This is a genomic window from Paenibacillus terrisolis, assembly GCF_056171975.1.
Genome location: NZ_JBKFGG010000012.1, coordinates 150,257 through 176,495, shown reverse-complemented (window position 1 = coordinate 176,495; position 26,239 = coordinate 150,257). Strand labels below are relative to the sequence as shown.

The window sequence follows — 26,239 nt, the reverse complement described above, 5'->3', positions numbered from 1 at the left end:
GCGTGAGTCATTAGCAAAAAGTTTAAAGTAAGTATGAGCATAAGAGTCAACGGTTATTCACAAGGGAACGGAACAGACGCTTATCAAAGAGCAGTCACCAAAATTGAGCGGCTGGGATTGGCATAGTCTGCTCTGGTCAACGACGTCCCAAATACCGTATCCCTCCCATTTTAAATAGCGATCCTTTATGTCCTTATTTCCACGGGAAAGGCTCATTCTGAATGAATAGCGCCGTTTTATGGCCTTATTTCTGCAGAAGAGTTCCTATTCCCCTTGGTTTTGGATGTTTTACCGAAAATAGGGCCATTTTGTACCGCTAATTTTAGAAAATGCGGCTTCGGAGTGAAATAAGGCCATTTCAAACCGCTATTCGAGAGATCGCCGAGCCGTTAGTCAAATGAACTAATTTACTTTTGGGACAACCTTTGGGTTTTCTGTCGATGATCCCGTCATTCAAGCGGATAATCTGCGCCTTTTGGCCACTTCAAACCCCGTTTCCGGGAAAGTGATCGTAAATATAGCTCCACCTGCTTTAAGATTATCCGCCGAGATGGTTCCTCCGCTGCGCTCCACGATGGCCCGCGAAATCGCCATCCCAAGCCCGGACTCTCCGTCCTTGCCTTTGACGAACCGGTGAAAGAGCGCCGGCAGCAAGTCCCGGGGAATGCCCGGCCCGTCGTCGGAAATCATAACGGTAATTTTCCCTTTATTATGGGCAACCCGTACACGGATTCGCTCATGCGCGTATCTGGCTGCATTAGACAACACGTTCAGGAGCGCTTGCAACAGTTTGTCCGGGTCCGCTTGCAAAATCAATTCATCCTTTTCCGGCAGGTCCGTTTGAAGCGTTACGTTTCGTTTGACAAGCAGCGGGTTGATGCGTTCGACCGCATCCGTCACCAGCTCCTTCAGATTCACCGGGGACGGCCGGAAAATTCCTTCCTCGCTGTCGAGCTTGGCCAAAAGCGTCATTTCCGTGACCAGATTCTTCAGCCTCCCGCTTTCCCCAAGAATGATATCGAGGCCCTTGCGGACATCCTCTCCTTCAAAAACGCCGTCCCGAATCCCTTCCGCATAACCGGATATGGACATCAGCGGAGTTTTCAGTTCATGGGATGCGTTTTGAAAGAAGTGCTTCTGTACCTGATTGAAGCGGTCCAGTTCCGAGGCCATTTCATGCACGGTCTGAGCAACGGCTCCGATCTCCCCGCCCGCTTTGACGAGCGAAACCTCGGAGAAACGGCGGCTTTTTACTTTCTTCAATTCCTCTCGCAGCTCCATAAGCGGATGAATCAGTTTCCTCGTAATCAAGAGGCTGAGCAGAAACATGATGGCTCCTCCGGCAAAAAACACCAAAATCAGCTGCCCCATTAACACCTTCTCAACCTCTTTGACCTTGCTTAGCGGAGTAAAGAGGGTCAGCTTACCCTCCGGTATGGGATTAACCTGAACCAGATAACGGCTGTCGGTTCCGTTCCATAATTTCTGCAGGCTCGTGGCGGCGGTCGTTTGCGTTGCCGTGATTTTACCGCTCAAGGCCGTTCCGGGGGCCGTAACGGGCACACCCGTAGACACGATGTTCCCCGACTTATCGGAAACGATGGCTTCGACGCCGGAGGTGACGGGTGAAAACGCCGGAGTCAGTGTGGCGACGCTTTGCACACTTACCGCGTTGATAGGCTGAGCCTGCAAATTAGCCGTAATCGATGCGCCCAGCGTCCGCAAATCCTCCTGCTTTGCCCCGATAAAATGGTCCAGCAGCACATAATGGATGACCCCCGCCGTTATGGAAAGCACCAATACGAGCGACAATCCGAACGCCAGGTTGATCTGATGGATCAATTTCATCTTAAGCTTCCCCCTTGTCCGATCTGAGCCGGTAACCGTGTCCCCAAACCGATTCCAGCGGCAGTTGATCGATTTTTTTCCGCACCCGCTTGATCAAGTGATCGACGGCCCGGTCGCTTCCGAAATAATCGTCGCCCCAAATATAAGCCAGCAGCTCCTCCCTAGTAAAAGCCCGATTAGGATGCTCGGAGAACACCTTCAGCATCAGAAATTCCTTGCTGGTCAACTCGACCTCTTCCCCGCGCCAGAACGCACGCCGTTCCTCAAGCATCAACTGCAAGTCACCGATCTCCAGCTTGCTCGAATCAGCAATTTCCTGCTGACCGTCGCTTTTGGTCATTTTATCCCATCGGTCCAGCTGCCGTTTAATGCGGGCTACCAGCTCGCGCGGGCTGAACGGCTTCACCAGGTAATCATCGCTCCCGAGTTCCAGCCCTAAAATTTTGTCGACCTCATTATCCTTTGCGGAGATCATAATGATCGGCACTTCCGCTTCATCCCGAATGCGGCGGCAAAATTCATAACCGTCCATCCCCGGCAGCATCACATCGAGCACCCATAAATCGGGCGGATCGTTCCTCCATAAGTCCCAAGCCTCTTCGGCGCTTCCGAGACCGACAGTTTGATAATTCTCTTTATGCAAATAGACTTCTACTAAATGGCGTATATTGATGTCATCGTCCACGACGGCGATAACCTGATTATTATTCATAAGTGGAGCCCCCCGGATTTTCTCTGGTTCATTATATCAATTTGGCCGAGCGGATAGTTGAATGCCATTGTTTTTCCACAAAGCCACCAATTTTGTGCCATACAGGCCCTGTATAGTTCAAATTGCAAGACAAACCAAACCCCAAAGGAGTGTTTATCATGAAACACCGCAACACGCTGAAAAAAATCGCTTTATCCGCATCGATGCTGTCTGTCCTGGCCGTTCCGGCTTTTGCCAGCGCGGCAAACGGAACAACCGCCCCCGCTTTGGCCACTTCGACCTTGGAGGCTCCCCCTACTCTCCAAGCCTCGTCGGTGAAAGTATTGCCAGTGCTTCCGGATCTTATGGATCTGGTGAAAACCTACGCGCCGGATACTCAGCAAGAATGGAAAGCTACATTGGGAGAATATGAAAAAGCAGCGGGAGTCCACCTGATTGATCCAAGCAAAATCAGCGCCGGCATCGCTACCAAATTGGAAGCAAAAGGTTCTTTTACGACTAAACCCGCCGACGCGATTAAACTGGACGCATCGTCGGTTGGTCAAATATCGGTAAAATCAACCCAAGTGCTTAAAGTGAGCGGAACCCCGATTGATTTTAAAGCGGTTCAAGGAACCGGGAAAGTCATTTCCGCCGGCAGCCTTCAAGGAACAACAATCGCCGTTACCAAAGCCTCCACGGAAGATTCCGAATTCTACGCAGCCTTAAATGCGGTGAGCAAGGCGGTCGAATCCAAAGATGCAGGCGCGATCAAACAGTCCCTTGCGGATCTTTTGCAGGAGTACAAGCAGGTGCTTTCCGAGCTGAACGCATCGAAATAAACAGAAAATATTCGAGCATACAGCAAAACAAGCCAAGGCCCGTTGCCTTGGCTTGTTTCTATTATTCCGCTATTCGCCTTCCATTCCACCGTTTCAAGATCATTGGCGCGGAGAATGTGATTGCAGGCGCCCACATGATGCTGGATATGCACGTTTTGCATGAGAACGACATCCGCATTTGTGATTTTCTGGTATACCGGGCTGATTCTTTCCTGAACTCCATTTTTCCTTTCTACGAAAAAAGCCATAGCCCCGGAAATCCGGGAACTATGGCTCTTACCTAGCCGAAAATTACAGGCTCGCGAGATATTCTCTGATCTGAGACGGCGTTTTCGCGAATTTGCTGTGCAGATGGGCAAGCTTCTCCCCATTTTTATAGACAAGCAGGCTTGGAATCCCGCGCACTTCGTTCGCTTCCGCAATCGGCTGGAACTGCTCCGCGTCCATGGCGTAAAAATCCTTGTCCGTATGTTCCGCGATAATGTCGCCGATAAACCGGTCCAGGTTTTTGCAATCCGGACACCAGGTTGTGTCGAATTTGATCACGGTAAACTGATCTCTTTGAATCAGATTTTGAAATTGGTCTTCCGATTGTACTCTCTCCATCTGGGTTCTCTCCTTTTGAGACAAAATCATGCGGCTTCTATTTCTCACTTTATATTGTACACAATTTAATTTTAGACAACGGCTGTAGGGATGTCAATATTTCTTTTAAAAAACTGAAAATACAAAATCAATATAATATTGTTGAAATAGAAACAAAACATCAATATAATATTATAATGCACCAAAAGGTGGGAGGAATAGGCCGTGAACAAGCATGAACAGGTCATGATGGATTTCAGGGACTTGTTTAATAAGATGGCTTGGCTTAACAAGACTAAAATGGAAGACCGTCTTAAGGGTTATAAGTCTTCTGAAGTGCATTGTATCGAATGCATTGAAAAGAATGCAGATCCCAACGTGACAAAACTTGCGGAATCCTTGTATATGACCAAAGGTGCCATAAGTAAACTAACAAAAAAACTCATAGAAAAAGACCTTATCGAAAGCTACCAGAAGCCGGAAAACAAGAAAGAAATCTATTTTAGGCTCACTAAGCAAGGGAAAGTCGTTTATCATATCCATGAGGAACTGCACAAAGAGTTTCAAGCGCGGGATAAAGCCGTGTTTGAGCAGATAACCGAGGAACAACTTGACACTATGCTTAGCTTCATGGAAAAGTATAGCAGGCATTTGGATGCAGAAATCAAGAAACAAGGCATAGAGATTAATTAAGCCGGATCCATTTAATAATGAAAATGAAACCACAAGCAGCCCAGCTCAATTGAGAGCGGGCTGCTTTTTTATCGCCATTTTGTTGACAAGGAAACTAAATGGGAATACGATGATTATGTTTCCAAGGAAATAAAATCAGTTTTTGAGAGGAGTATTCAATGTTCAAATCTAGATCACACCATGTACAAAGCACGGAGCAAACGGTAGATAAACACGCTCTAATATTCGGTCTTATCTCTGTGTTTCTTTGCGGAATAGGCTTCAGCATCATTGCGCCTGTCGTCCCATTCTTAGTGCAGCCTTATACAAGCAATCCGGGAGAACAAGCTACCGTTGTTACACTGCTGACCTCTGTTTATGCCGTCTGCGTGTTTTTTGCGGCCCCCGTGCTTGGAACGTTGAGCGACAAATATGGCCGTCGTCCATTGCTCTTAGTATGCCTTATGGGTTCCGCAATCGGGTACTTCGTTTTTGGCATTGGAGGAGCCCTATGGGTGTTATTTGCCGGACGCATTATAGAAGGTATAACAGGTGGAAGCATAAGCACGATCTTCGCCTATTTTGCAGACATCATTCCTGCGGAACTGAGAACCAAATACTTTGGATGGATGAGTGCGGTTGTAGGTGCAGGCACCGTCATTGGTCCAACGCTAGGCGGATTGCTTGCCAAGTTTGGTTATTCTGTGCCCATGTATTTTGGAGCAATCATTACTTTATTGAATGTTGTTTATGGATTCTTTTATATGCCTGAGAGCCTCGACAAGAATCATAGGCTGAAAGAAATTACCTTTGCAAGACTGAATCCATTTACGCAGCTTGCAAACATACTTTCCATGAAAAGCCTAAAAAGGCTGCTGATTTCAGCGTTCTTGCTTTGGATACCCAACGGGTCTTTACAGGCTGTTTTTTCACAATTCACCATGGATACTTTCAGTTGGAAGCCTGCAATAATCGGACTTATGTTTTCAATTATGGGATTCCAAGACATCCTTTCTCAAGGTTTCATCATGCCAAAGCTTTTGACAAAACGCAGCGATAAACAGATCGCAATTCTTGGAATGGTTTCGGAGATGACAGGCTACAGCCTTATTGCGCTATCGGCATGGTTCTCGTTCTATCCTCTTTTTATCGCCGGAATGTTTATATTTGGTTTTGGTGATTCGATCTTCGGGCCTTCATTCAACGGGATGCTCTCCAAATCTGCCGATTCCAGTGAACAAGGAAGGATTCAAGGAGGCAGCCAATCTATTCAGGCTTTGGCAAGAATCATTGGGCCTATCATTGGAGGTCAAATCTATGTTTCGCTTGGGTCTCCCGCACCCGCTTTTCTGGGGATGATCCTTATAGCAGCGGCAATACCGGTTTTGTATAAAGGTACGCACATAAATATGTAAGTTCCCCGCTTTATTCAGATTTCCGCCTCTTTCAGCTTCACGAATTTTCGCGGAATACGCCTCGGAAGATTTTTCAAATTGTTGACCAATATATCTTTTCGATGTATTATACCTCTAAACGATATATGGACCGAATTTCAGGTAAGTTTGTCCATAGGAGGTATTTTTGAATGTCTTTCTCTATTTTAAAGTCATATCCGAAACAGGTCTGGGCCTTATCTGGAAGCGCCATGCTCGTGATGGCCGCATTCTCTTTTTTATGGCCCTTGACGATGATCTATGTAACCAAAGAGCTTCATCAGTCCGTAAGCACCGCCGGATGGGTCCTTTCTGCGGAAGGGGCCTCCGGCATCCTGGGCAGCATGGCTGGCGGCCTGCTGTTCGACCGGCTTGGAGGAAAGAAAACGCTGCTGATCTCAACCTTGGTGATGACGGGAAGCAGCCTGCTTTTGACCCTGCTCGAAAATTGGCTTGGATTTCTTCTGTCTTTTTTGACGCTTACCTTGTTTCTTGGCGTTTGCATAACCTCCATTAGCGCCGGGGCCGGAGTCATTTGGCCGGAAGGGGAACGAAAACCTTTCAATTTGAATTACCTGTTTCAAAACATCGGGGTTTCCGCGGGAGCCGCACTAGGCGGAATACTTGCCTCCTATTCTTTCCGTCTTTCCTTTTTGAGTATGTGCGTTCTCTTTATCGGCGCTTTTTTATTGGAGCTGTTGGGTTTGCCGGATTTGAGGCCTGTGCCGAAAACAAGCCAAAAAAGCCGGAAAAGTTTCAAGATAAAATTTGACGGCAACCCCCGATACCGGTCTATTCTATGGCTTGGGTTGGGCAATACTTTCATCATGATCGGCTATATTCAGTGGCAGGCCGTTGTTCCGGTTTTTATCGGAGATTTAGGCATGAAAATCAGTCTGTACAGCCTGCTTTGGACGTTAAACGGAGTGCTCGTGATTGGCCTTCAGCCCGTAAGCGTGTTTTTGCGGAAACGGTTTGCAGCGGAGGGTGCGGAGTTTATGACGGGAGTCGGGATGTTCATCCTCTCCTTCCTGTGCCTGATCGTCCACGGATCCTATATCTGGTTTATTGCCGGTATGATCTTCCTGACTTTAGGAGAAATCATCGTGTTCCCCGCCATTCCGGCATTTGCCTCGCGCCTCGCTCCTCCGGAACAAAAGGGCTTCTATCAAGGAACCGTCACCATGTTCAATTATTGCGGACGGCTGCTTGCGCCGATGATCGGAACGGGCATGTATGAATATTGGGGAATTGTTCCGATGCTCCTCGCTATGATAGTATTTCAAGTAGCGGCATGTACGACTTTGCTGAGCAGCCTTCTTTTTATGCGGAAGCAAGCACTCGTTCTTCCTGAAAAACTGGGGAGCGCGGCCGACTAGTCAAAGAATTGTAGAGGCAGGATCCTATGCTGGAATTGGCGATTCTCGGGTTTCTCCAGGAAACCCCGATGCATGGTTACGAATTGAAACAACGTTTGTCCCTCCTAACCGGACATTTCCGTTCCGTCAGCGACGGCGCATTATACCCGGCCATCACGCGTCTTGAGAAACAAGGCCTCTTGAGCAAAAAAAAGGAACCCGGCGAGAACGGGCTGGAAAAGATTGTTTTATATATTACCGAGTCCGGTACAAACAAGCTCCATGAAGATCTAAGATCTCCGGGCGATGTGGATATTTCCGACAGAAACCGTTTCTTTACGGTATTGGCTTTTCTTAAACATGTGGAACCGAAAGAGCAATTCGTCGTTTTGCAACGGCGAATGGAGTTTTTGCGGGGAGGAAAGAGCTTCTTCTCAAACCAAGGCGCCCCATCCCGGCTAAATGATGAGCAGGATCCTTTTCGCAAGGGAATGCTGCTTATCGCCAAGGAAACCAGCCGCGTCGAGAAAGAGTGGCTCACCGACGCGATTCGCCGCCTGGAGGAGCAGCTCCGCGAGGCGGAACACTAAACCGAAAAAAGCACGCGAGGAAAAATCCGCGTGCTTTTTCATTAACTCAAACGGCAAAATATCAATTAAACTGTCGGAATCGTGCCTCCGTCAATCACGTATTCGCTCCCCGTAATCGCGCCCGCCCGCTCGGACACCAGAAATGCAACAAGTTCCGCGACCTCTGCTGGGTATCCCGGACGCCCAAGCGGAATACCGCCAAGTGAGTCCATGAGCTCGGCTATTGCGCTTTCGCGGCTCCCGGTTTTCGTGGCGACCCGGTCGATCATCGCATCCGCGGCCCCTGTCTGAATAAACCCGGGAGCTACTGTGTTGATGCGGATGCCGCGAGGCGAAAACTCGTTGGACAACCCTTTGCTGTAATTGGTCAATGCGGCTTTGGCGGCCGCGTAAGCCAGCGTGGTTTCATATAGCGGAAGACGCCGCTGGATCGACGAAATATGGACGATCGCCCCGCTCCCCTTCTTCAGCATCACCGGCAGCAGTCCGCGATCCAGTCGAACGGCGCCGAGCAAATTCCAGTTCAAGGCATGGAGCCAGTCCCCATCCGACAATGCGAGCGCACCGCCCGGGGGTGTGGTTGAACCGCCTACGCAGTGCACCACGATGTCGATTTCTCCAAGACGTTCCTTCACGGCATGAATGACCTGTTCCACGCCCTCCGGAGTAGCAATATCCGCCTGTACGAACTGATCGGGGTTCGCAAGATCGTCCGGCATGGAACGCGCGGTTGTCAACACGGAAGCGCCGGCGCCGGCGAGTCTTGCCGCGATGGCTTGCCCCATCCCTTTTGTGCCGCCGGTCACCAGCGCCATTTTACCGGAAAATTCATCTCGTACATATTCAAAAAATTTACTCATAATCATTGCCCCCCGTTTTGGATTCCAAAATTTCCAATTTGGCGATTAGCCCGTCTTTCAAGGTGAACGTATAGTCAAAAAAGTACGGACAGGCCGGATAATCGCCGTTGATTTCGGTTGACACTAAATACTCGGAGTCTTGCAGCGCAGCGGCGCCAAGAATTTTCAGGCTGATATGCGAACCGATATATTCCGCATCGCTCCATTTTTGAAAAGCAACCTTGCCGCGGAATTCACGGGCGTCGTCAAACAACAGCACATCATCGGCAAGGCAGGCTAATGCCGCATCCGTATCGTGGTTATTGCTCGCCTCTATAAACCGGCTTATAATCTCCGGCAATGGATGATGGTTATTCATGGATGGCTCACCTTCTTTATGGGAAATGCCTTCTACGATGATGCCGCGGTAGTTTCCTCCCTTGAGCCGATGTTTCACGGCATCCTGATAAGCAGGGCTGAAATACCAAGCTTTTGCTTGCGCAAAGGTCGGAAACTCAAGGATCGCGGCTCCCTCCGCTTCCGGGCCTTCAAGGACTTCATACTTGCCGTATAGAGCGAGAGGATTCACCGGATGATTGACCAAACCCGCCGGGGCCTTTTCCGAATAGATTTTAAGTTCATCCGGATGATTGGTTTGCTCGCGTATAAAAATAACGTATGCCGACATGTCTCTCCCCTTTTCCCAGCCGTGGCTGGCTTCATAAGATCAACTTCATTGTACGCTTGACCATTTATAACGTCTAATTTATAGTTTTAATGAAATTCATAAATTTCGTTCATGTAAGGAGATGCTAAAAATGGAGCTAACCCAGTTGGATTATTTCTTGACCGTTGTCCGGCTTCAGCATATGACGCAGGCGGCCAAAGCTTTGAATCTGACGCAGCCTGCTTTGAGCCATTCCATTTCCAAGCTTGAAAGCGAACTTCACGTCCCCTTATTCGAACGCAGCGGCCGAAACGTAGAACTCAACCGCTACGGGAAAATGTTTGCCAAATGGGCCGAGCAGGCTTTGAAAGACATCGAAAAAGGCAAACAGGAAATCAAGGAATGGTCCGACCCCGAGTCCGGCGTTGTCTCCGTGTCTTATCTCAATATTCTGGGCGTGGATCTGGTGCCCAACTTGATTCGTGATTATCAGAACATATACCCGAATGTACGTTTTGAACTGATGCAGGGCAATCTCGGTGATATCGATGAACATTTGGAAAAGGGTTTTTCGGATTTGATGATCACTTCCAGGGAGTCGACGCCGGATCATCGCGAATGGACGGTAATCCGCGAGATGCCGCTATATATCGTCGTTTCCGGTCAGCATCGCTTTGCCGGACGCCCTTCACTCAGCATGAGAGAGCTATCCGGCGAACCGTTTGTGGGACTCAAGAATAACTGCGGCCTTAAGGCCACTATCCTTTCGCGTTTCCACAATACCGGGTTTACGCTGGCCTCGACCTATGATGCCGAGGATTTGATTACGGTGGCGGGCTTCATTAAAGCGGGACTAGGCGTGTCCGTCCTCCCCAAAACCATGGGGCTTGAGCTGGACGGACTTTCTTGGATTCCCATCGAAGAGGAAAGCTGGAATTGGGAGCTTGGCATGAAATGGAGAAAAGACCGCTACGTGTCGCCGGCGGCCAAACGTTTCATTGAGTATGTAGAGCGGTTAAGTGCCGCTATAGATCGGGATGGCCAGAAAACCACCCCACCAACTGGAATTTCTCCCGTTAATTAGAGGATTACTGGTCTGAATGATACACTAACTGGAAATCCTCCTGCTAAATGATGAACTTTGGCAGTAAACCTGCCTTTTTGCTTAAATTAGTAGGAGCTTTTCCAGCTAAGTCCGCGTGAATCCTATTTCCAATGAAATTAGCCGGAGTATTTCCTGTTATTAGGGTGTAATGATGTTGACTCGAGATGCCAACAGGAATTCACCGGCTAACTATTCATTTTAGGCAAGTGATTCGTACTCAATTGCCCGAAACCATTCAGTGGTTTTGCCAGCAGCCGCCAACCTTCGGGCAAATCCTCCGGATGGGCGATATGTACGGACTTCAAGTATTCGGATACTTTCGTAACCCGCTCTTCCACCAATACTTCAAAAATTTCCGACGCTTTGGCGGGCACGATGCTGCTTGTGATTATTTTAAATTGGTCTATCGGCAAAAACATATCCAGGCTTTTTCTATAGGAACATCTTGACGGGAAACGCGGGGCGCTGCCTGAATCGTACTTGCAGAGCTGGATGGCGTTAGTCTGCCCGGTCAGCAAAGCATACGCGTCGAATTCAAGAACGGCAAACTTCCCTTCCGGTTCTCTTCGGGAGTAGGTATCCAGCATTTTCAAGCAGGCTCTTCGCGTCGGCCAGAAAAATACATGCCGGTCCAAGTAGGCGCGGAACTGCTCAAGCGTAATCCCCGGGTCCATCACGCTCTGCGGGATTCGCAAATGGCTATTGATCGTCATGGAATAAGCTTGATGCTCCATGACTTTGGGCGCCGTTCTCCGTTCGCCGTTCGATTGCGGGTTGATCAGCGAGCTGGACCACATCTCATCGAAATGATAAATCGCCGCCAAATTGCTCACCCGGGTAAAATGAAACAACGATTTTCTGCCAAGGGCTTTGGTGATCGCCGATGCGGCCGTCTCATTCATGATCCGTACTCCTTTTCGCCAATGATAAACAATGCTTGCAGTATACTCCATTTCATGCTGATCTTCCAATCCCCGCGATATCCAATCATAAGTTAACATAGACGAACCGGAAACGAAAGTTAAGGAGGAAATGGCCTGATGCAAACACACCCGGTGTTTTCCGGCCTTCATATGCATACCGACCACGAATTGGAAGACTTGCTTGGGAGTAGAATCTTGAGCAGACAAACGATCCACGAATGGCCGCTGTCCTGCGTTCAAAAGCTTGTTTTGGAGGACGGCACGGCCCTCATCTATAAATCCCAGCTTTCGCCCAGCGTCGAAGCCGAATTTTATGCTCAAGCCTCCTCCCCGCTGCTGCCGGGGTGCCGTTTGCTGGACACGTGGGAGAACGGAACGATTCTGTTGATCGAATGGTTGGATGTCCCGCCGCTCAGTGCCGGCAGCCCTGCGGGTTGGGCGGAGCACGGCAAAAAACTGATCGAGCAAATCGGCGATATCAAAGGGCAGCTTCCCCAGTATCTGGACCTCGGTTCCAGTGAAAATGCTTGGCTGACAACCCGGCAAGATATATTGAGTAAACTCGGCTCTTTGATCGCTGACGGACGGTTCAAAACGATGGAATCATCCGTGACGGAACGGTTAAGTAAATGGACAAACTCGCCGGAGATGATCAAACAAGTGGTCAAGAGCTCGCGCCCTATTCATGGCGACTTGAAAGCGGAACAGGTATTCGGGGACTCCGGGGGCTATCGGATTATCGACTGGCAGCGCCCGGTGTTTGCCCCGCCGGAAGTGGATCTGGTTTCGCTCCTGACGGATCAAAACATCGACCCCGCCCCGTTTGCCGGCCAAATCGGCATTGCCGTGTTTTGGTATCTGCGGCTTCATTGGGCCGTAACCGCCCAGCATGATTTGTTTCCGGATCAGCGATGGCCGCTGTTTGAGAAATGGGAAGCGCAAGCCGTCCGCCGGATATTCCAATCCGCTAGGCTTTAAATTCGTTTTTCAGCTTGAAAAAAAGCAGCGGTCCCTTAGCGAACCGGCTGCTTTTCCATCCCAACTCATTGGCTTAGCGCCTCTTGAGTAATTTGCCTGATATCGATGGTGGATTTCGAACCTTCATTGACCATATCCGTTAAAATCTCCCGCAAAAAATACTCGACGCATTTTAGCTTGATATTTTTGATTTTGACCAAAGCGTCCCGGTACATCTTGACGAATTCTTTCTCCGTATTGCCTCTTTGCAGCTCGGCAAACGCCTCGTACACCTGGTCGAGCTTATCGGCGACTTCCAGAATCAGACCTTCGACGGTATCGTCTTTTCCCTCGCGGAGCTGATTGTGGAAAATGCTCTTGAATTCCTCGGGAATATGTTCTTCGATAAAATTCGACACCATTCCCTCTTCAACCTGTTGAATCAGCTTGCGCAGCTCCATGGAGGAATGTTTAACCGGCGTTTTGATGTCCCCGATAAAAATTTCCCCGTAGTCATGGCTGCTCGTAATCTCGTAAAGCTTCTTCCAATCTATCTCAGCGCCGTGCTGCTCTTCGATATTCGCCAAGGTTTTGGCGTATTGTACAACCTTCCAGGAATGCGCGGCTACGCTGTGTTCTTCGAACTTGAACTTTCCCGGGCAGCGGTAGATGCGTTCCAATTCGTTCAGCGATCGAAAGTAGGTGTGAATGCCCATAATGTCAGCCATCCTTTAGTAGTGGGATAGGTGCGAAAGAAGGATATACATCAAGTATAGATGGCTTATGTTAACCAGATATGAACGTTTCTCGCATACTCCGCTAATATTCGACGTTATCATATAAATATATGCATACATAAAGCAAACAATGGTATGGCCCTTATCGATCTGAACCGTGAGGCTTGCTTTCGCGATCTTGCGGTCTTATTCCAGAATGCCCCCGAGTCGCGGCGAACTGTGTTACACTGACGGCGCATCCTATTCATACATAAAGGAGAGAACCTCGTGAACCACACCGTCATTGAACCCAACATTTTGTACTTCGGAACCTCCATCGTACTGATCTCTACCCTTAACGAAGACGGCAGCCCCAATTTGGCGCCTATGTCTTCGGCCTGGTGGCTTAATCAATCGGCTATGCTGGGGATGAGTGAAAAATCGCAAACGGTTCAAAACCTGCTGCGTGAGCGCGAATGCGTGCTCAATCTGCCTTCGCCGGATTTGATTCCCGCCGTGGAAAAGCTGACGCTGCTGACAGGCCGAAACCCGGTCCCCGAGTCGAAGGCCAGCCGCGGTTACCGGTTTGAATCCGATAAATTCGGGATTTCCGGCTTGACCTCCACCCCATCCCATCTGGTTAAAACACCGCGCGTAAAAGAATGTCCCATACAGTTGGAAGCCAAGCTTGTAAATGTTCATCCGTTCGAAGCGCCAAGCTCGCTCGCGGCCGTCGAGGTACGCATAATACGCGTACATGCCGCCCCGCATAATACGCGTACATGCCGCCCCGCATCTGTTGATGGAGGGCTCCGCCAATCACATCAATCCGGCCAAATGGCAGCCGACGATCATGAATTTTTGCGAATATTTCGGACTTTCGGAGCAGCTGTCGGCTTCGAGTCTGGCCCCCGTCTACAAATAGAAATTCGCGTGAACCAACTTACGGTGATCCTTCAAAACGGGATCATCGTTTTTAATAATTTTTAGCCAGTGAAGAAAATCACTTATCAATATTTAACCTGAATAGTATAATTCCATTAAATATTTAACTCGCAAAAGGGGATGACCACGTGGACGCAATCGATTTAACTCTACTGAACGCCCTAAAGACAAACGGCAGAATCACGGCTTCCGAATTGAGCAAAAGAGTGAATCTCTCGCTCCCGGCCGTGTCCGAACGAATTCGCAAGCTGGAGGAAGCGGGGGTTATCGAAGCTTACACGATCAAGGTGAACCGGGATAAGACGGGATACAAACTGCTGGCCTTCGTCCTCGTTACGCTGGATCAAACCAAGCATATCGAGGATTTCCGAACGGCTATTCTTCAAATTCCCTCCGTTCTGGAATGCCATCACATCGCCGGCGAATACGATTATTTGCTCAAAGTGCTGGTGGAAGACACAGGACATCTCGAAGCCTTCTTATCCGATACGTTGAAAAAAATTCCCGGCGTGCTCAAAAGCAATACCCTGATCTCCTTGTCCTCGCTTAAAGAAAATTTTAATATTTAGGGGGCGGCGACAAATGCTGATACAAGGTTTTCGGTTCGGCATGCTATTGCAGCTGGCGGTTGGCCCGGTTTGCCTCTACATTTTTCAAACCGCTTCCCGTCAAGGCTTTTGGGCGGCGGAATCCGGGACCCTCGGCGTAGCCATCGCGGACGGTTTGTTCATGCTTGCCGCCATTTTGGGATTAACCGCGTTGCTGGAATCGGAGCGCGTCAAATCCAAGCTGCGTTTATTCAGCGCGGCGGTGCTGTTTATTTTCGGTTTGAGCATGATCCTGAGCTTTTTTCATATCGCACTGCTGCCCGGCTTTAACACGGCCGGACTCGCAAACGCAAGCAGCCCGTTTATCTTCGCACTTCTGCTGACAGCCTCAAATCCCCTGACGATCCTGTTTTGGTCCGGCGTTTTCACGTCAAAATTATCCGAAGCGGGTTTGCTGCGAAGTCGGGTTTATCTCTTTGCTCTTGGGTCGCTGCTGGCCACCCTGGTGTTTCTGACTTTGATCGCCACTGCGGGAAGTCTGGCCTTTGCCGTATTTACCCCGCTCCTCTCGCGAAGCCTGAATTTGCTTGTGGGCGCCATTCTCATCGGTTTTGCTTTCAAGATGCTGCGGACTCCAAAATCTTAACATGATGCTGCAATGATTTTCACGCTCCATTAACATCCGTTCCTTATGCTGAAGTTAACATAACCAGCAGGAGGGGAAAAACATGCCGGCAACCTGGATGCATATTGAATTCGGGCAGCAGCTTGCGAACGAGTTCCGCGACCGGCTTTCTTTTTTGAACGACCTTGACAGCCGCCGCGAGCTCTATCATTTGGGCTGCCAAGGCCCGGATTTTTTGCTCTACCACAGCTTCCTTCCCTGGAGGAAAGACATTGGGGTTGTAGAACTGGGGAATCAGATGCACAGTCAGCATTGCGGTCCCGTGCTGATCGACTTTTGGCGCAAAGCCTGCTCGCTTCCTGAATCCGATCGCACAGAGGCCCAGCTGTACTTTTTCGGCTTCCTGACTCATCATCTGCTCGACCGCAATCTTCATCCCTACATCAATTGGAAAGCCGGTTACAAGGAACGTAACCATCAACGTTTTGAAATCGCCCTCGATATCGTTTTCATGAAGCGGCGCAGACAAGTGGATGTCTCCCTGCTCGCCAGCCGAAAGGAAATCGACCTTGGCCTTCGTATCCCCGCTGCGATCCACCATATTTTGCACGACACCTCCCTTACCTGGTTCCCCGCCATGAAAAATCTTCCGAAAGAAGTTTGGCAAGAGGCTTACCGGGACATGATGCTCGCACATCGATGCCTTTACGATCCGAAAGGCTGGAAAAAAGCGCTGGCCTTCGGACCAACGCGTCATCTTTTCTATGATTCTCCGTCCTCCGCAATGGAAAACTTAGACTATTTAAATGAAAAACATACGGAGTGGCGTCATTCGGCGCTTTATTCCGAAATCAGAACGGAAAGCGTGTGGGATTTGTGGGAGCAGGCGCTCGAAGAAGGAAGAACGGTTATCAAGGCGCTCGTCGAATGGCTTGATACCGCGTCCCCCGAGGCGTCCGCCTGGAAGCTGGAAAACTTCAAGCAGACGCTGGGTGACCGCTCTTACGATACCGGGAAGGAATGCAGCAGCAATCTGACCAATTTGTTTGCGGAGCCGATCTGGGATAACGCCTATACCGGCTAAAAGCCGGCCCGGCTTATGCTCTTCATAGTTCGATCAAGCTTCCGCCGTTTGTATCAGCGAATTTTCCACGGGCGCGCCGCTTTCCTGCAGCGCGTCCTTTTTGCCTTTTTCCACGTTCAGTCTCGCTACTACGGCAATGCCAGTGGCAAAAAACAGGATCAGCGACAAAATTCCAAGCCTTGGGTTGCCCGTGATTTGTCCGATCAGTCCGAACGCAAACGGTCCGAAAATCGAGGAGAACTTGCTGGTAATATTGACGAAGCCGAAGAATTCGCCCGTCCGCCGCGGCGGCATCATGTCGCTAAGCATCGAGCGGGAAATAGCCTGACTTCCGCCCTGCACCAACCCGACCATAATCGCCAGAATATAAAAATGAAGCGCGCTGTTCATGCCAAAACCGAGGATGACGATCAGCACATAGGTGAATAGCGAAGCGAGCAGCACCCGCTTGGAGCCGAGGCGCGCCGCGGCCTTTCCGAGCAGAATCGTGCTGGGAAACCCGACGAACTGCGTGATCAGCAGCGCCAAAATCAAATCGCTCGTGCCGATCCCAAGCGTCGTTCCGTAAATCGTTGCCATCAGAATGATCGTGTTGATTCCGTCATTATAAAACCAAAAAGCGGCGATGAATCGGAACAACTGCGGAAAACGCTGAATGTCCCGGTAAGTGCCGCTGATTCTCTGCCCCGCCGCACGAATATAACCTCCCGCCGTCAAGCCCGTAGCCTGCTTCGGCAAGTTCGGCACCCGCCGCATAATCGGCAGCGTAAACAGCAGCCACCATACCCCGACCGACAAGAACGATACCCGGGTTCCCGTAAGCTCGTCCCCCAGCCCAAGCAGCTGCGGCTGCTGAATCATCACCAGGTTAATGGCCAATAAAATACCGCCGCCGACATACCCGGCCGCGTATCCTTTGGATGAAATATCGTCACGCTGCTTCGAAGGCACCAGATCCGGCAGCATGGAATCGTAAAACGTCAGGCTTCCCGCAAAACCAACCGTTGAAATGACGAGCAGCGCGGACGCGAGCAGCCAATCGCCGTTTCCGACCAGAGCAAACCCCGAAGTCGAGACGATCCCCAGCAGGGCGAACCAGGACAGAAAGGTCGTCTTGCGCCCCGTCAAGTCCGAAATCGAGCCCAGCAAGGGCGAAATCACCGCAACCAGCGCCATGCCGATGGCATGCGTGTAAGCAAGATAGGACGCCGCCGTATTTTCGCTAAGCCCATCCGCCGCAACGCTGCTGTAAAAAATGGGCAGCACCGCCGCCAACACGGTAGTGGCGTAAGCGGAGTTTGCCCAATCGTAGATAATCCAGGCTCGCACAGCCGATTTATTCATCTTTCCAACTCCTCTTCACCAAATAGTCCCATAATTATAAGAGGAAAGGATCAGACCAGTATTTCGCCTGTGTTTGCGCTGGATAAACTATCATCCGATTCGACCCTTAAAGAGGAGACCAAAAGGATTACCAATCCTCGTTCAAACGATATACCTCTTCCCCCTCCAAAAATTCCGTCCGGACGAGCGGGACGAATGCCGCCTTCACCTGCTCGGCCAGACGCTGCGGTTCCAGCTCCATCTGCATGCCGATTTTACCGGCGCTGACCAGCATGGCGGGCAACCCCTCCGCGCTGCTGTCGATGAAGGTGGGATACAGCTTCTTCATGCCAACGGGCGAGCAGCCGCCGCGAACATAGCCGGTTTTCCCCAGCAGTTCTTTAACGGGCAGCATCTCCACTTTTTTCACGCCGGCGGCTCTTGCCGCCTTTTTCAAATCCAGCTCCTCCGCCACCGGAATAATAAACACGAACAATTCTGCTCCTTGGTGGGCAACCAGCGTTTTGAACACCGTTTCCGGCGGCTTGCCGATTTTCTCCGCGACGGCGGTGCCGTGAATTTGGCCGTCCTCCGCATCGTAAGCGTAAATCCGGTACGGCGTTTTGGAAGTATCGAGGCGTCTCATCGCATTGGTTTTTGTTTCTGCCATCCGTGCATGCCACTCCTTTTATCTGCTAAAAAACCTTTAAAGCTAATCCTAGCACCTCGGGACAGGAAAAAAAAGAAAGATTCGAAACGTACCCGGCATATGTATGAATAAAACGACGACTAGGGAGGGAAAACCTTGCAAAGCGGATACCCCGTTTATCCTTACATCGGATACTTGACCCGGACGGTGAAAGAACCTGTCGCTTTTCCGCCGCAGCACCAGGACCGGGTTCCGGGACTGGAGTATCTCATGACGCCGCGGCCTATTTTCGATTATCCGGGTTATGTCGGCAGTGGGAAATTAAAAGGCAAGGTGGCGATCATCACCGGCGGGGACAGCGGCTTGGGACGAGCCGTTGCCGCGGCCTACGCCAAGGAAGGCGCGCAGCTTGTTCTCGTGTATCTCGACGAACACCGGGACGCGGAAGAAACGAAGGCATACGTCGAGCAGTTTGGAGTCGCCTGTCTGCTGCTGCCCCGGGATCTTCGCGTTTCGGCCAACGGGGCGGAGATCGTTGCGGAAACGCTGCGCCACTTTGGGCGGTTGGATATTGTGGTCAACAATGCCGCAGTGCAGCCGTTTACGAAGAGCATTTTGGACATCTCCGACGAGCAGCTCGATAACACATTTCGCACCAATATCTATCCTATGTTTTACCTGATCAAAGCGGCGCTGCCCTATTTGAGCCAGGGCAGCGCAATCATCGGCACAACGTCGCGCGTTGCCTATGAGGGCAACAAAGACGCGATCGACTACGCGGCAACCAAAGGAGCGATCGTCAGCTTTACCCGGACCATGGCCTTATCCCTGGCCGATCGGGGGATCCGCGTTAACGCCGTTGCGCCGGGTCCGGCATGGACGCCTTTGACCGTCAGTTCTTACCCCAAAGAGACCGTGGCGACTTGGGGGACGGAAATTCCCTTAGGCCGGGCCGGCCAACCGTTCGAGATCGCTCCCGCCTATGTTTATCTGGCCGCAAACGAATCGATGTACGTTACCGGGCAGGTTCTTCACGTTAACGGCGGCAAAATACGCTACACCTGATGCCGGACATCAACCCCTTGGCAGCTGCTGGGTTATGCAGTGAATATTTCCGCCGCCGTAGGCGATTTCCCGAGTATTGATCTGCACTACTTTGCGGTCCGGGAACAGATTTTTCAAATGCTCGAACGCTTCCTGATCCCGCCGGTCCCCGAAAGCCGGCATGATCACTCCGCCGTTGCAAATATAGTAATTGACGTAAGTCGCGGCCAGCTTGGTCCCGGACCGGCGGCTGTAGCTTCTTCTCGCCCGGTCGATCAGCCGGGCTTCCTCCTCGGACAGGACGAGCTGGTTTGGGATATGAAGCTTGTGAACTTCGAGGCGCCGCCCTTTGGCATCCTCGGCTTCCTTCAGCGCTTCGAAGGCTTCGCTCAATACCGGGTACTGGGGATCGCCAGGATCGTTAGTCCAGCTTAGCGCAATAACCCCAGGCTTAATGAAAGCGGCCATTTCATCGACATGTCCGTCCGTCTCGTCGTCAATCATTCCGTGTTTCAGCCAAATGATCTTTTGCACATTCAGGTACTCTTTTAAGTGGTATTCAATGTCTTCACGGGACATATGCGGGTTCCGGTTAGGGTGCAGCAGGCATTGCTCCGTCGCAATCAGCGTGCCCTCCCCATCCACCGCAATGGAGCCGCCCTCCAGAATGAAATGACCGGCGTCATAGCGTGCCTTCCGTTCGATTTCGAGCACCTTTTGCTTCACCAGAAGATCTTGATCCCAAGGAAAATACAGTCCGCCATTCAGCCCGCCCCAGGCATTAAAGCCCCAGTCGATTCCTCTGGCCTCGCCAAGGCCGTTCGTTACAAACGTCGGGCCGATATCCCGCATCCAGGCATCATTATAGGACAGCTCGATCACGCGGATTTGGGGAGGGAAAACGGCACGGACATGCTCGTATTGATTGCCCAGCACGCCTATCGTCACCGGCTCGAATTCCGAAATCGCAAGAGCCACCTGATGAAACGCGTCCTGAGCCATTTTCGCGCCCAAGCGCCAAGTATCCGTTCGAGTCGGCCACAGCATCCAGGTTCCTTCATGAGGCTCGAATTCCCCCGGCATGCGAAAACCGTCGGCTTTAGGTGTACTTTCCACCGAATAGGCCATATTCCCCACCTCTTAAGTTATGCGCTTCGCTGATTTAACACTTGCCGGAAAATCCGTACGACCTGATCAACTTCCTCGGTGGAAATGGTTAAGGGGGGTTCAATCCGGATCGTTTTGGAATTGACCAGCGTGCCGGCCACCAGCACTCCCTGGTCGAACATTCCTTTGGATATTTCGTACCCTATTTCATCTTCATGAAATTCGATTCCGATCATCAGCCCGATGCCGCGGATCTCCATGACTTTATCTTCATGGCCGCTCGCGGCCTGCCGCAGTTCCTTCAGAAAATAAGCCCCCGTCTCCGCCGCCCGTTCGGGGAGTTTCTCCTCCAGCAATACGTCGATCGCGGCAATCGCCGCCGCGCAAGCCAGCGGATTCCCTCCGAAGGTGGTCGTGTGCATGAACGGATTATCGAACAAGCTTTGGAATACTTTTTCACTCGCAACCACCGCACCCGCCGGCATAATCCCACCGCCGAAAGCTTTGGCAAGACACAGAATATCCGGAACAACGCCGTAAACCTCGCAAGCGAACATTTTGCCCGTCCTGCCCATGCCGGTCTGGACCTCATCCAACACGAGCAGAGCATCATACTCATCGCATAGTTTCTTTACCTGCTTCAGATAACCGGGCGGCGGCAGAATAATTCCACCTTCGCCTTGAACCGGCTCAAGCAGCACGGCCGCGATATCCTCGCCCACGCTCGCACAAATTTCGAAAGTTTTGCGCATCATGCCGATATCGCCGAAAAGCACATGCCGGAACCCTGGCAGCAGCGGGAGAAACGGCTTGCGAAATATGCCCTTGGCCGTTCCCGACAGCGAACCGAGGCTTTTGCCGTGAAAAGCGCGGGCGGCGGTCAGGATCGTCGTTCGGCCCGGATGATGCAGTTTTACCAGCTTCAGCGCCGCTTCTATACTTTCGGTGCCGCTGTTCGTAAAGAAAGAATATTTCAGGTCGCCCGGGGTGATCCGGTGTAAAACCTTAGCCAGCATGGCCCGGAGCGGATCAAGCAGATCCTGGCTGTGCAGAGCCTGGCGCCGAAGCTGGGCCTGAACCGCCTTCAGCACCTTCGGATGACGGTGCCCCACATTATAGATGCCGAAACCGCCAAGACAATCGATATACGTTTTGCCGTTCACATCCCGAAAGACAGTCCCGCTGTCCGACCATTCGACGGCAGCGAATTGCCCGTCTTTCGTGACGGTTTTGCGATAGTTCAAAAAACCGGGATTAACGTATTCTCCGAATCCCTCAATCGTCTCTTTCGTGATCCATGCGGCTTCTTTTTCGTTGATGTCCGTTTTTCCGATCAGTTCCAGCACGGTTTTAAGATAATCCCGCACTTCCTCCTCCGGATGGTCCGAGTCCGCCATCGTTCCCCTCCTGTCAGGTTTTCTGCGCTATCTTCCATAAAATTACTTCAACATATTCATTAGCGGTCATTTTCGTATGGGCAAGCATGGAGCTCGAGAGGAAAGATGCCCGGGCTCCGAATAGCGCTGTTTTACTCTGAAAGGGCAAAAAAAGACCCCGCGCAAGACCAAAAGAGTCTTGGCGAGGGTCCTTTTTGAGCCGGCGCATGAAAAGAATTACGTTACGGCGAAGGGTTGAAGTTCTGTAACCCGAATCCATACGGGAACAACGGGTTCCCGAAATTGGTCGGCACCGGCAGGTTGTTGTTGATCAGGCTGCGGATTTGCGCGCGTTCCGCTTCGGTGGCGCCAAGATCGTACGGGAGATCCCATTTTTCCAGTTGATTCGTCGTTGCGTCCGTTCCGACTTGATCCACGGAACGCGGGAGCTGGAACGGCAGTTTGCCCTTCGGCAAGTAATCGCCGAACAGCAGCTGAGAGGTGGCAAGCCCCCCGCCGTTGCCCGGACGGTAAACCACCACGATGGCATCGACTTTATCCAGGATGTTCGTCAGCACGTAAGGTCTTGGCATAACGATCACGGCTACCACCGGAATGCCGCGATTGTGGAACTTGTCAATCTCGGCGATTTGATCGGCTGGAATCGTAATTTGCTTATCCGGCCATTCCGTCCCGTGAGTATAGCTCTTCTCCCCGATGACAACAACCGCAGCTTTAGCTTGAGCCGAATCGCCAAGAACGACATTGACGCCCGCTCCCGCCCGGTCCTTGATGCCTTGATAATAGCTTTTTGCCGCCGGATTGTCGTGGTAAATCGATTGCCAAATGACATTGGCGATGTTGTCGTTCGCCATATCGTCGCTTGTCGCCCGCGGACCGGCAACGACCAGCGTATCGCCGTTGTTTACCTTAAGCGGCAGCACGCCGTCGTTCTTCAGCAGCGTCAGCGATTGGCGCGCCGATTCGTTGACGATATTGTTGCTCTCTTCGCTGTGCCAGATGGATGTAGGATATTCCGGATCGCCGTATGGGTTCTCGAAAAGTCCAAGCTTGAATTTCAGTTCAAGCACCCGGCGCGCCGATTCATTCAGCCGCGTCCAGCCTACGGATTGAATCAAGGCGTTAAAATCGGTCCCGGAAGCAGGGGCGCCGCCCATCACATCGGCTCCAGCGCTCATGCTTTTGATGGAAGTATCGGTAGCCGCAGCCAGCCAGTCGGTGACTACCATGCCCTTAAACCCGATCACGTTTCTTAAATAATCAAGGGTTGGTTTGCTCGTGCCCGCGCCGTTGCCGCTGGGATCGAGATACGGCGCTCCGCCGTAGCCCGGCATGACCGTGGCCGCGTTGGCGTCCATCGCCGCATACCAGGGCTTCATATGCCATTTGATGGTCGCGCTGTCGTATACGATTGACTGCTCGCCGCCCGCCCCTTGGCTTGGCCAGTGCTTAACCGTGATCATGATCGACTTCGGATTAACCTCCGGCCCGCCCTGCATCCCGGCGATCATGGCTCGCAGCATCGCCGCGGAGTAATCCGCGTTTTCACCGGTACCTTCCTGGAATCTCGGATACAGCACCTTCGTGTTTACTTCGGCAAGCGGAGACAACGTCCCGGTGAAGCCCCAGGCCTTTTGCTCTCTGCGCTGCAGGTCTCCCGTCTTCCAGACCAGATCCAGATTGCGGGTGGCCGCCATCCCGAGCTCCGTTGGATAGGCGGTCTTCCAACCGTCGATTTTATCACCTAAAAATGCAATCGGAACGCCAAGCCGCGATTCGCGGGCAACCTTCGTTTGCGCATCGGTGATAAATCCGGTCACACCGTAAGAGAATACAAAGCCTGCATTCGTCACCAGACCGTCCAGCGATTCCGGCGAATAGAACAGCTGATTGATTTTTTCATCGTTGGTCATTCTCGACATTAAGTCGTCAAGACGCGTCGATATCGGATTATGCCAGTCTTCATAAGGCTCGATCATGCCGTTTTTGTTCATATCCCGTGAGCCGTTCACGATGTTCACTCCGTCGTTCGCCTGCTCCAAATACGGGAGATAAACGCTAAACTGCCCGATGGTAGATTGCACCCGGTTCCCGCTGCCGTCCACGGCAACGACATACCATTTGTAGGTCCAGCGGTCGACGAGCGACGGCGCTTTAAAGCTGGTGGTTGCCCCGCCAACTTCACCTACTTTAGTATACCGGTCAAGCAGGTTACCCGAAGCGTTCCAGTCATAATCGTTTCTGGTGATATTGACCCACACCTCGTATTTCGCTGTCCCCGCCTTGGCTTCCCAAGTGAGGTCCGGCGTTCTCGTATCGGTCACCATCTTGCCGTTCACCGGCGAAAGCGCCTTAAATCCGTAAATGTTATACTCCGCCGTAATCACATCCGAATTTCTCATCCCCTGCTTGACTGCAATTGCCTTAATGGTTGTCGTTTGGGACACGTTGATAGGTCCGGTATAGGTCGCCGACGCCTCCGTTGGCGTCGAGCCGTCCTTCGTATATTTAATGGCTGCTCCTGCCGTAGCCGTAGTCAGCGTTACGTTTTGGGCGGTCGTGTACGTTCCCCCTGCCGGAGCAAACGCCGGAGCTTCAACTTTGGGCGCAAGCGGTCCGGGTTGTCCGTAAACTTCAAATTCCCACAGGGAATAGCCGTAAGGCGTATTCCGCTCGGTACCGTTCAGTTGGATATATCTGGCACTGACCGGATCGATCTCGATATCCTCGATGTTCCCCGGACCTTGATCTTGGGTAACAACGTCATCCCAATGCGAGCCGTCAACAGATACCTGAATGGTGTAAACCTTAGCGCTCGCTGCTTCCCAGTTCAGCTTAATGCGGGTAACCGTGCTGATCTGGCCCAAGTCCACTTTAATGTATTGCGGATCCTCGAATTTGGACTCCCAGCGGGTACCGGGATCTCCGTCAAAAGCAGCGTCCGCATTGCTTTGCCCAAGATACGAAGACGCTTCGGCCTTCTTTTTCAGAGCCAGATTCACCGGCGCGCTGCCGTCGATGGTATAAGTCGCGGAAGCGATCGCCGAGTCCGTCATCCCGGCCTTTGTGGCCACCGCTCTAAGCGTGGTGCTATTCGCTATGTGAATCGGCCCGGCATAAGTCGGAGAGGTCGCGGTTGGCGTTGACCCGTCCGTCGTGTATTTGATCGCCGCTCCCGCCGTGGCGGTTGTAATTGCCACATCCTGAGGCGCGGCATACGTTCCTGCGTTCGGCGTAAAGATCGGGGTGGCGACCGTCGCGCGATCCGAAAGCTCCACGTTAACCGCCGAGTTCGGGTGCACGGTAAAGGTTAACGGGTTGCCCTGGATCGGGTTGCCGTTCGGATCGGTCGTTATGAAAAGCACCTGCTTTTGCTCCACCATGTAATTCACGCTGAGCGTCACTTGTGTTCCCGCATTATATTTCATCATTTGGCGAATCTCGGTGTTTTGCGATTTCAGCGTGGTGGCGTTATTCAAATCGGCGGGACTGATGCCCATTTCCAAATACTGCACATAAGGCCCCGATACCGGGATATTCACCGCCGTTTGGTCCGCCTGAATGATATAGGCTGCAGTCACTACCGGCGAATCGATCAAGCCGGCCTTTACGGCAACCGCTTTGATCGTCGTTGTTGCGGACACGTTGATCGGACCGGTATAGGTCGCGGAAGCCGCAGACGGCGTCGATCCGTCCGTCGTAAATTTGATCGTCGCGCCTGCCGTTGCGGTGGACAGCGTTACATTTTGAGCCGCAGCATAGGTTCCCGCCGCCGGCGTAAAGGTAGGAGCGGCCGCCTGCTGGGACGGATTCGCCAGCGCCAAGCTGAACCAGTTCAGGTTCCAACCGTTGGTCGCCCCGAAAATACGCAGGGTTTGGCTTCCGGCAGGCAAATTAACGGGAACCGTTACCGTTTGCCAGCTTTGCCACCCGCCCGTATTGGGAATATTCACCGTCGCCAGTAAGGCTCCGTCCTTTTGCATTTCAAGCTTTGTACCATCATAAACGCTTGAGACCCGGAACTCTGCCGTGTAGGTACCCGCCGTCTGAATATTTACCGCGTAATCCATCCAATCTCCATTGTCCACAAAGCCGACGTTCAGTCCGCCCTCCGAGCAGACCTCCGTCTCGACTCCGAACATACCGATATAGTTCTCGGCTTCGATTCTTCCCGGGTCGCCTGGAGCGGCCTTTACCATCCAGGAAGCGGGAAGCAGGGTCATAACCAGGGTCAAAACAAGAACCAAAGAAAGCGCTTTCCTCTTATTCATCGTCAGGCCTCCTATTCGTC

Annotated in this window: 23 protein-coding genes and 1 pseudogene; 12 read left to right on the top strand and 12 right to left on the bottom strand. The window is 51.6% G+C overall.

Annotation, left to right across the window (positions count from 1 at the left end; all coding sequences use genetic code 11):
• Window positions 1-453 precede the first annotated feature (453 nt).
• Window positions 454-1,848, bottom strand: a complete 1,395-nt coding sequence (locus ACI48K_RS12985) for a sensor histidine kinase (protein ID WP_475028014.1) — start codon at window positions 1,846-1,848, stop codon at window positions 454-456.
• A 1-nt stretch (window position 1,849) separates the two neighbouring features.
• Window positions 1,850-2,560, bottom strand: coding sequence for a response regulator transcription factor (locus tag ACI48K_RS12980; protein ID WP_475028013.1), 711 nt, complete (start codon window positions 2,558-2,560; stop codon window positions 1,850-1,852).
• 158 nt (window positions 2,561-2,718) lie between these two features.
• On the opposite strand from ACI48K_RS12980, the gene ACI48K_RS12975 reads away from it, so the two are divergent.
• Window positions 2,719-3,381, top strand: a complete 663-nt coding sequence (locus ACI48K_RS12975; protein ID WP_475028012.1) for a hypothetical protein — start codon at window positions 2,719-2,721, stop codon at window positions 3,379-3,381.
• Window positions 3,382-3,672: 291 nt separating this feature from the next.
• Here ACI48K_RS12975 and ACI48K_RS12970 read toward each other — a convergent pair whose 3' ends face one another.
• Window positions 3,673-3,987, bottom strand: a complete 315-nt coding sequence (locus ACI48K_RS12970) for a thioredoxin family protein (RefSeq protein WP_475028011.1) — start codon at window positions 3,985-3,987, stop codon at window positions 3,673-3,675.
• Between the two features lie 204 nt (window positions 3,988-4,191).
• On the opposite strand from ACI48K_RS12970, the gene ACI48K_RS12965 reads away from it, so the two are divergent.
• The 4 genes from ACI48K_RS12965 to ACI48K_RS12950 all read left to right on the top strand — a co-directional run bounded on the left by ACI48K_RS12965 (window position 4,192) and on the right by ACI48K_RS12950 (window position 8,019).
• Window positions 4,192-4,659, top strand: a complete 468-nt coding sequence (locus tag ACI48K_RS12965) for a MarR family transcriptional regulator (protein WP_475028010.1) — start codon at window positions 4,192-4,194, stop codon at window positions 4,657-4,659.
• 158 nt (window positions 4,660-4,817) lie between these two features.
• Window positions 4,818-6,053 (top strand): MFS transporter, encoded by a 1,236-nt coding sequence (locus ACI48K_RS12960; protein WP_475028009.1) that lies wholly within the window; start codon window positions 4,818-4,820, stop codon window positions 6,051-6,053.
• 170 nt (window positions 6,054-6,223) lie between these two features.
• On the top strand, window positions 6,224-7,450 hold the full coding sequence (locus ACI48K_RS12955; RefSeq protein WP_475028008.1) for an MFS transporter: 1,227 nt from the start codon (window positions 6,224-6,226) through the stop codon (window positions 7,448-7,450).
• Window positions 7,451-7,476: 26 nt separating this feature from the next.
• Window positions 7,477-8,019 carry a PadR family transcriptional regulator gene (locus ACI48K_RS12950; RefSeq protein ID WP_475028007.1) on the top strand — a complete coding sequence of 181 codons (543 nt, stop codon included), beginning with the start codon at window positions 7,477-7,479 and terminating at the stop codon, window positions 8,017-8,019.
• A gap of 65 nt (window positions 8,020-8,084) precedes the next feature.
• Here the strand turns inward: ACI48K_RS12950 and ACI48K_RS12945 are convergent, their stop codons facing one another.
• Both ACI48K_RS12945 and ACI48K_RS12940 read right to left on the bottom strand, forming a co-directional pair.
• Window positions 8,085-8,879, bottom strand: coding sequence for an SDR family oxidoreductase (locus ACI48K_RS12945; protein WP_475028006.1), 795 nt, complete (start codon window positions 8,877-8,879; stop codon window positions 8,085-8,087).
• Window positions 8,872-9,546 (bottom strand): DUF1330 domain-containing protein, encoded by a 675-nt coding sequence (locus ACI48K_RS12940; RefSeq protein WP_475028005.1) that lies wholly within the window; start codon window positions 9,544-9,546, stop codon window positions 8,872-8,874. Before ACI48K_RS12940 ends, ACI48K_RS12945 begins: the two co-directional genes overlap by 8 nt.
• 130 nt (window positions 9,547-9,676) lie before the next feature.
• On the opposite strand from ACI48K_RS12940, the gene ACI48K_RS12935 reads away from it, so the two are divergent.
• Entirely contained in the window at window positions 9,677-10,609 is a 933-nt protein-coding gene (locus tag ACI48K_RS12935; protein WP_475028004.1) for a LysR family transcriptional regulator, read from the top strand.
• A 206-nt stretch (window positions 10,610-10,815) separates the two neighbouring features.
• On the opposite strand, the gene ACI48K_RS12930 is transcribed toward ACI48K_RS12935, so the two are convergent.
• A complete protein-coding gene (locus tag ACI48K_RS12930; protein WP_475028003.1) occupies window positions 10,816-11,532 on the bottom strand; it encodes a DUF7002 family protein in 717 nt (238 codons plus the stop codon).
• A 138-nt stretch (window positions 11,533-11,670) separates the two neighbouring features.
• Between ACI48K_RS12930 and ACI48K_RS12925 the strand changes: the two genes are divergently transcribed.
• The gene (locus tag ACI48K_RS12925) at window positions 11,671-12,531 is read left to right on the top strand and encodes a phosphotransferase (protein ID WP_475028002.1); all 861 of its coding nucleotides are present in this window, start codon (window positions 11,671-11,673) and stop codon (window positions 12,529-12,531) included.
• 65 nt (window positions 12,532-12,596) lie between these two features.
• Here ACI48K_RS12925 and ACI48K_RS12920 read toward each other — a convergent pair whose 3' ends face one another.
• Window positions 12,597-13,226: a YfbR-like 5'-deoxynucleotidase gene (locus ACI48K_RS12920; RefSeq protein WP_475028001.1), complete on the bottom strand. Its 630-nt coding sequence runs from the start codon at window positions 13,224-13,226 to the stop codon at window positions 12,597-12,599.
• Window positions 13,227-13,514: 288 nt separating this feature from the next.
• Between ACI48K_RS12920 and ACI48K_RS12915 the strand changes: the two are divergent.
• The 4 genes and pseudogenes from ACI48K_RS12915 to ACI48K_RS12900 all read left to right on the top strand — a co-directional run bounded on the left by ACI48K_RS12915 (window position 13,515) and on the right by ACI48K_RS12900 (window position 16,428).
• Window positions 13,515-14,151, top strand: a pseudogene (locus ACI48K_RS12915) (flavin reductase family protein).
• A 148-nt stretch (window positions 14,152-14,299) separates the two neighbouring features.
• A complete protein-coding gene (locus ACI48K_RS12910; protein ID WP_475028000.1) occupies window positions 14,300-14,740 on the top strand; it encodes an Lrp/AsnC family transcriptional regulator in 441 nt (146 codons plus the stop codon).
• Window positions 14,741-14,753: 13 nt separating this feature from the next.
• A complete protein-coding gene (locus tag ACI48K_RS12905; RefSeq protein WP_475027999.1) occupies window positions 14,754-15,365 on the top strand; it encodes a LysE family translocator in 612 nt (203 codons plus the stop codon).
• An 82-nt stretch (window positions 15,366-15,447) separates the two neighbouring features.
• Complete coding sequence (locus tag ACI48K_RS12900; protein ID WP_475027998.1) at window positions 15,448-16,428, top strand: zinc dependent phospholipase C family protein; 981 nt, start codon at window positions 15,448-15,450, stop codon at window positions 16,426-16,428.
• A gap of 33 nt (window positions 16,429-16,461) precedes the next feature.
• Here the strand turns inward: ACI48K_RS12900 and ACI48K_RS12895 are convergent, their stop codons facing one another.
• The gene (locus ACI48K_RS12895) at window positions 16,462-17,772 is read right to left on the bottom strand and encodes an MFS transporter (RefSeq protein WP_475027997.1); all 1,311 of its coding nucleotides are present in this window, start codon (window positions 17,770-17,772) and stop codon (window positions 16,462-16,464) included.
• 127 nt (window positions 17,773-17,899) lie between these two features.
• Entirely contained in the window at window positions 17,900-18,421 is a 522-nt protein-coding gene (gene ybaK, locus ACI48K_RS12890) for a Cys-tRNA(Pro) deacylase (RefSeq protein ID WP_475027996.1), read from the bottom strand.
• Window positions 18,422-18,556: 135 nt separating this feature from the next.
• On the opposite strand from ybaK, the gene ACI48K_RS12885 reads away from it, so the two are divergent.
• Window positions 18,557-19,465 (top strand): SDR family oxidoreductase, encoded by a 909-nt coding sequence (locus tag ACI48K_RS12885; RefSeq protein WP_475027995.1) that lies wholly within the window; start codon window positions 18,557-18,559, stop codon window positions 19,463-19,465.
• A 9-nt stretch (window positions 19,466-19,474) separates the two neighbouring features.
• On the opposite strand, the gene aguA is transcribed toward ACI48K_RS12885, so the two are convergent.
• From aguA to ACI48K_RS12870, 3 genes are all read right to left on the bottom strand, one after another.
• Window positions 19,475-20,572 (bottom strand): agmatine deiminase, encoded by a 1,098-nt coding sequence (gene aguA, locus ACI48K_RS12880; protein ID WP_475027994.1) that lies wholly within the window; start codon window positions 20,570-20,572, stop codon window positions 19,475-19,477.
• A 17-nt stretch (window positions 20,573-20,589) separates the two neighbouring features.
• Window positions 20,590-21,948: a putrescine aminotransferase gene (locus ACI48K_RS12875; protein WP_475027993.1), complete on the bottom strand. Its 1,359-nt coding sequence runs from the start codon at window positions 21,946-21,948 to the stop codon at window positions 20,590-20,592.
• Window positions 21,949-22,169: 221 nt separating this feature from the next.
• Window positions 22,170-26,219, bottom strand: a complete 4,050-nt coding sequence (locus ACI48K_RS12870; RefSeq protein ID WP_475027992.1) for a chitobiase/beta-hexosaminidase C-terminal domain-containing protein — start codon at window positions 26,217-26,219, stop codon at window positions 22,170-22,172.
• Window positions 26,220-26,239 lie beyond the last annotated feature (20 nt).